Here is a 5,007-nt window from a genome sequence, read left to right as displayed (position 1 = left end):
GCTGTGTATAAGAGACAGGGGGATGGCGGTCATCCCCATGGGGAGGTGCCGCGGGAAGGGGCCCTCCTCGACTGGCGAGGAGGGGCCTTCTCCGCACGCGCCCAGAAAGAGCAGGGCCAGCAACGGCGCGGCCTTGCCCCAAGGCGCTGCGGGGTTCATCGGTCGGAATTCTCCACCGACACCACGGAGAACATGCCAGCGAAGTTGTCGGACAGCGTGGCGCTCTCGGCGCTCTGCGTGGCGCCAATGCTGAGCGTGGTGCGCGGGCTGAGCGCCGTGAACAGCGCCGCCACGTTGGCTTGCACGTTCACCGCCACGTGCTGCTGGGAGTTGACGGTGACGGCGGCGGGGAACGGGAGCTCCACCGTGCGGTAGTTGGCGTTGGTGCCGGTGTCCCAGGTGAAGTCACCCTGCGTGCCCTCGGCCGTCACGTAGGTGCCGTGCGTCTTGGTGAAGATGTAGCTGGTGAACCACATCCAGCTCACGGAGGCCATGTTCTGGAGGACGTGCAGTTCGCCCGCCTGACGGCTCAGGTCATCGTTGTAGGAAGGGTCCACGCCGATGCTGAACCGGATGCCCGTGTAGCTGCCCGCGGGGACCGCTCGGGCCTGGACGCGCTCGCGGCGGTTGGCGGGAAGCGTCACGGGGTTCGAGGTACCTTCCAGCTCCTGCGCGTTGATGACCTCCATGAGGTGGTAGCTGTCGGCCAGCGCCGTCGTGGTGCCGTCCTGCTTGAGCAGCGTCACGTTGGAGAGCCAGTAACGCACCTGGGAGAAGGTGACGGTGTCTCCGCCCGCGGTGGTGTACGTCTGGCCCAGGGCGAACGGCGAGGTGCCGAAGACGAAGGCGGCGTTCAGCTCCAGGCTGCCGTCCGTGGCGGCCAATTGCGCCCGCAGCGCCGCGAGCTCCGCGCGCACCTGGGTGAGCTGTTGATAGACGCCCTCCCAGTCCTGCGATGCCAGCAGCTCCCGTGCCTCGTCGAGCTGCAGGGTGATGTCGGCCAGCTCCGCCTGGGCGGCTTCCGAGTCTTGCTGCTGCTGTGCCACCTGGGCTTCGAGCCGGGTGACCTCTGCCTCGAGCTCCGCGACCTGCTGCTCGAGCTGGCGGCGTTGGTCCTCCGAGGCCTGGAGCTGCTCGTCAGTCGCGCCGTCATCGCCGCAAGCGGGCAGCGCCAGGAGTGCCACGGTGGTCAGGGCCAGCATCCGGCCCAGGGTGGGAAGCGAAAGGAAGGCGTGCTTTTTCATGGCACGGCACTGTGCCCGGAGCACGACCAGGCGGAGCTGCGGCGTTTTGTCGCGCGGCAACATGTCAGCAGGGGCCGTGCGCCCCTGTCGTGCACCCGCTCAAGCTTCCGCGACGGGCTCCGTCACCGCCTGCACCCGGCGCTGCTCGTTGTAGACGGACAGCCGCAGCGTCAGCACATACGTGACGCAGCAGGCGAGGACGGCGGGCGGTCCGTACGCGGAGCCGAACACCTCCAGCACCAGCGCGATGGCCGCCAGCGGCACGCCGACCACCGCCACCAGCGCGGAGGCGATGCCCACCACCACGAACACCGTCACGTCCGCGGGCCCCGTGCCCGTCACCGACGCGAGGAGCTGCGCCGTGGCCGCGCCGGACACCCCGCCCAGCACCATGGACGGAATGAGCATGCCCGCCGAGCCACCCGACTGCACCGTGAAGCTGGTCGTGAGCAGCTTTCCACCCACGACGAGCAGCAGGTACCACCACAGCGACAGGGGCCCCGGCGTGCCCGCGAACAGCTGGGCGATGGTGTACTCGCCCATGCCCAGCACGTGCCGGAAGTCCATGCCCACGCCGTAGTAGAGCCCTCCGGCGACCAGGACGGTGCACAGCGCGCCCATGGCGCCGCGCAGCACGGGGCTGGCGCGCTCCACCACCTGGCGCGTGTGTTTCATTGTCAGGCCGAACAGCAGCGCGATGGGCGCGGACACCGCCACGGCCACCAGCGCGGTGAGTCCGTACTCCCCCAGCGTGTACGTATGCGCGTGCGGCGGCGCCACGAAGATGGGCTTGAAGCCGAGGAAGCGGTTGTTGAGCGCGTACGCGATGATTCCCGCCAGCAGGCAGTACGCCAGCTTCCGGTAGACGATGCGGTTGCCGTAGACGACCTCCAGCGCGAAGAGCGCGGCGGCGAACGGCGCGTTGAGCAGCGTCCCCACCGCCGCGGCGATACCCGCCAACTGACAGGTGCGCAGCGTGTGCTCGGAGCGGGCGCGGGTGAGGCGGGCCACGCCCGCGCCCAGGGACTCGCCCACCAGCACCACCGGACCCTCCAGCCCGCCCGACGCGCCGCTGCCCAGCGTCAGCAGCGTGGCCACCGCCTTGCGCAGGGCCAGCCGGATGGCGGGCAGCGAGTAGCGCGGGCGCGGGTCGTCCGCCGGGTCCTCGTAGGTGATGTGGTAGTTGTGGAGCGCGACGTTCACCCCGTCCGAGGCCACGTCGCTCCAGCCGGGCCGGCGGTTGAGCAGCCCTCGCAGCAGTCCGCCTAGCAGCAGCACGCCCGCGAGCACCAGCGGCGCCCACCAGAGGCTCCGCCCCGACGCGAACGCCAGCAGCGTGTCACTGGTGGCGTGGACGCCATACCGCAGCGCCGAGCACACCCCCCAGATGAGCACCGTGCTCAGCACCACCCGGCCCACCGTGCGGAGCACCGTGTCCCAGGAGTCGTGAAGGGCTCGCTGCTCCTCATCCAGGGGTTCGCGACGACCTGCCATGGGCGGGAGGCTACGTTGTTTGAGACCAAAGTAAATGTCCGTGGGCGGAGGAGCGCTTACCTCTGGAGGGACACCCTGTAAGAGCCGGCCGGGTGCTTCGTTGGCCTGGGCAAAAGGAGCCTCGACGCGCCATGTCCCAATCTCATTCGCACCCGCACGCGCCACATTCCCACACGCCTCCTCCCTCTCCGGACGGGGAGCCGCCCGCCATCGACCCCGTCTGCGGCATGAAGGTCGACCCGAGCGCCGCGAAGGGCGGCCACCTGGAGCACGCCGGGCTGACCTACGCCTTCTGCAATCCCCGGTGCCGGGAGCGGTTCCGCGCGGACCCGGAGCGCTACCTCTTGCCCGCGGAGACCGCTCCGGAGCCGACACCGGCGCCGGGCGCCCTGTACGTCTGCCCCATGGACCCGGAGGTCCGTCAGTCGCATCCCGGCGCCTGCCCCAAGTGCGGCATGGCGTTGGAGCCCGAGTCGCTTCCCGTCCAGGCGTCCCGCGTGGAGTACGTGTGCCCCATGCATCCGGAGGTGGTGAAGGACGGTCCGGGGAGCTGCCCCAAGTGCGGCATGGCGCTGGAGCCGCGCACGGTGCTGGCGGAGGAGCCGCCGGACCCCGAGCTGCAGTCCATGCGGCTGCGCTTCCGCGTGGGACTGGCGTTCACGGTGCCGCTGCTGGTGCTGGCCATGTCGGACATGCTTCCGGGACAGCCGGTGCAACACGCGGTGTCCGCGGGCGTGCTGGCCTGGGCGCAGCTCGTTCTGGCCACGCCCGTGGTGCTCTGGGTGGGCTGGCCCTTCTTCCAGCGCGGCTGGGCGTCGGTGCGCAACCGGCACCTCAACATGTTCACCCTCATCGCCCTGGGGACGGGCGCGGCGTATCTGTTCAGCGTCTTCGCCACGCTGCTGCCGCGGGCCCTGCCACAGGGGCTGCGCACGGGGCATGGCGGCTCCGCGCCCCTCTACTTCGAGGCCGCCGCCGTCATCGTCACCCTGGTCGCGCTGGGCCAGGTGTTGGAGCTGCGCGCCCGGCATGCGACCTCCGGGGCGCTGCGGGCGCTGCTGAGCCTCGCGCCGCCGGTGGCGCGGCGAATCGGAGCGGGCGGGCACGAGGAGGACGTGCCGCTCGCGAGCGTCCAGTCTGGGGACACGTTGCGCGTGCGTCCCGGAGAGAAGGTGCCCGTGGACGGCGTGGTGCTCCAGGGCACCAGCGCGGTGGACGAGTCCATGGTGACGGGCGAGTCGCTGCCCGTGGAGAAGGGCCCGGACGCGCAGGTGACGGGCGGCACGGTGAATGGCACGGGCTCCCTGGTGATGCGCGCCGAGCGCGTGGGCCAGGACACGCTGCTCGCCCGCATCGTCCAACGGGTGAGTGAAGCGCAGCGCACCCGCGCGCCGATTCAACGGCTCGCCGACAAGGTGGCGGCCGTCTTCGTGCCGGTGGTCATCGTGGTGGCGGTGGTGACGGCGGGTGTGTGGGCCCTCTGGGGCCCCGAGCCTCGATTGGCGCACGCGGTGGTCAACGCGGTGGCGGTGCTCATCATCGCCTGCCCCTGTGCGCTGGGGCTGGCCACGCCCATGTCCGTCATGGTGGGCACCGGGCGCGGCGCCCAGGCGGGCGTCCTCATCCGCGACGCGGCGGCGCTGGAGCGACTGGAGGCGGTGGACACGCTGGTGGTGGACAAGACGGGCACGCTCACCGAGGGCAAGCCGCGCCTCGTGACGGTGGTGCCCGCGCCGGGCTTCGAGGAGGCGCGGTTGCTGCGGCTGGCCGCGAGCCTGGAGCGCGGCAGTGAGCACCCGTTGGCCGCGGCCATCGTCGCGGGCGCGAGGGAGCGCGGCGTGACGCTGGCGCCCGTGGAGGACTTCCGCTCGCTCACGGGCAAGGGCGTCGTGGGCAAGGTGGAGGGCGCCGAGGTGGCCCTGGGCAACGTCGCCCTGACGGATGCGCTCCAGGTCCACGGAGGCGCGCTGACCGCCCGCGCCGAGGCGCTGCGGGCCGAGGGGCAGACGGTGGTGCTGGTGGCGGTGGAGGGGCAGGCCGCGGGGTTGCTCGGCGTCGAGGACCCGGTGAAGTCCTCCACGCCGGAGGCCCTGGCGTTGCTGCGCGAGGAAGGCCTTCGCGTGGTCATGCTCACGGGCGACAGCCAGACGACGGCGGACGCGGTGGCGCGGCGGCTGGGCATCACGGAGGTCATCGCCGGGGTGCTGCCGGAGGCGAAGGGCGACGCCGTCCGGAAGCTCCAGCAGGAGGGGCGGGTGGTGGCCATGGC

Annotated in this window: 3 protein-coding genes; 1 reads left to right on the top strand and 2 read right to left on the bottom strand. The window is 71.4% G+C overall.

What is annotated here, in order from left to right:
• Nucleotides 1-155: 155 nt before the first annotated feature.
• Together G4D87_RS33470 and G4D87_RS33465 are read right to left on the bottom strand one after the other, a co-directional pair.
• A complete protein-coding gene (locus G4D87_RS33470) occupies nucleotides 156-1,244 on the bottom strand; it encodes an MbnP family protein (RefSeq protein WP_163786746.1) in 1,089 nt (362 codons plus the stop codon).
• A gap of 99 nt (nucleotides 1,245-1,343) precedes the next feature.
• A complete protein-coding gene (locus tag G4D87_RS33465; RefSeq protein WP_163786745.1) occupies nucleotides 1,344-2,738 on the bottom strand; it encodes a chloride channel protein in 1,395 nt (464 codons plus the stop codon).
• A 131-nt stretch (nucleotides 2,739-2,869) separates the two neighbouring features.
• Here G4D87_RS33465 and G4D87_RS33460 point away from each other — a divergent pair.
• A partial coding sequence (locus G4D87_RS33460; RefSeq protein ID WP_205507816.1) for a heavy metal translocating P-type ATPase occupies nucleotides 2,870-5,007 on the top strand: 2,138 nt, incomplete at its 3' end.

It is taken from the genome of Myxococcus vastator (assembly GCF_010894475.1).
Lineage (GTDB): Bacteria > Myxococcota > Myxococcia > Myxococcales > Myxococcaceae > Myxococcus > Myxococcus vastator.
Note: the sequence above shows the minus strand (reverse complement) of the source record. Positions and strands in the feature narration are given on the sequence as shown.

Coding starts and splice junctions, on each gene's coding strand:
- G4D87_RS33470 (WP_163786746.1), bottom strand. CDS start 1,244: ATGAAAAAGCACGCCTTCCTTTCGCTTCCCACCCTGGGCCGGATGCTG.
- G4D87_RS33465 (WP_163786745.1), bottom strand. CDS start 2,738: ATGGCAGGTCGTCGCGAACCCCTGGATGAGGAGCAGCGAGCCCTTCAC.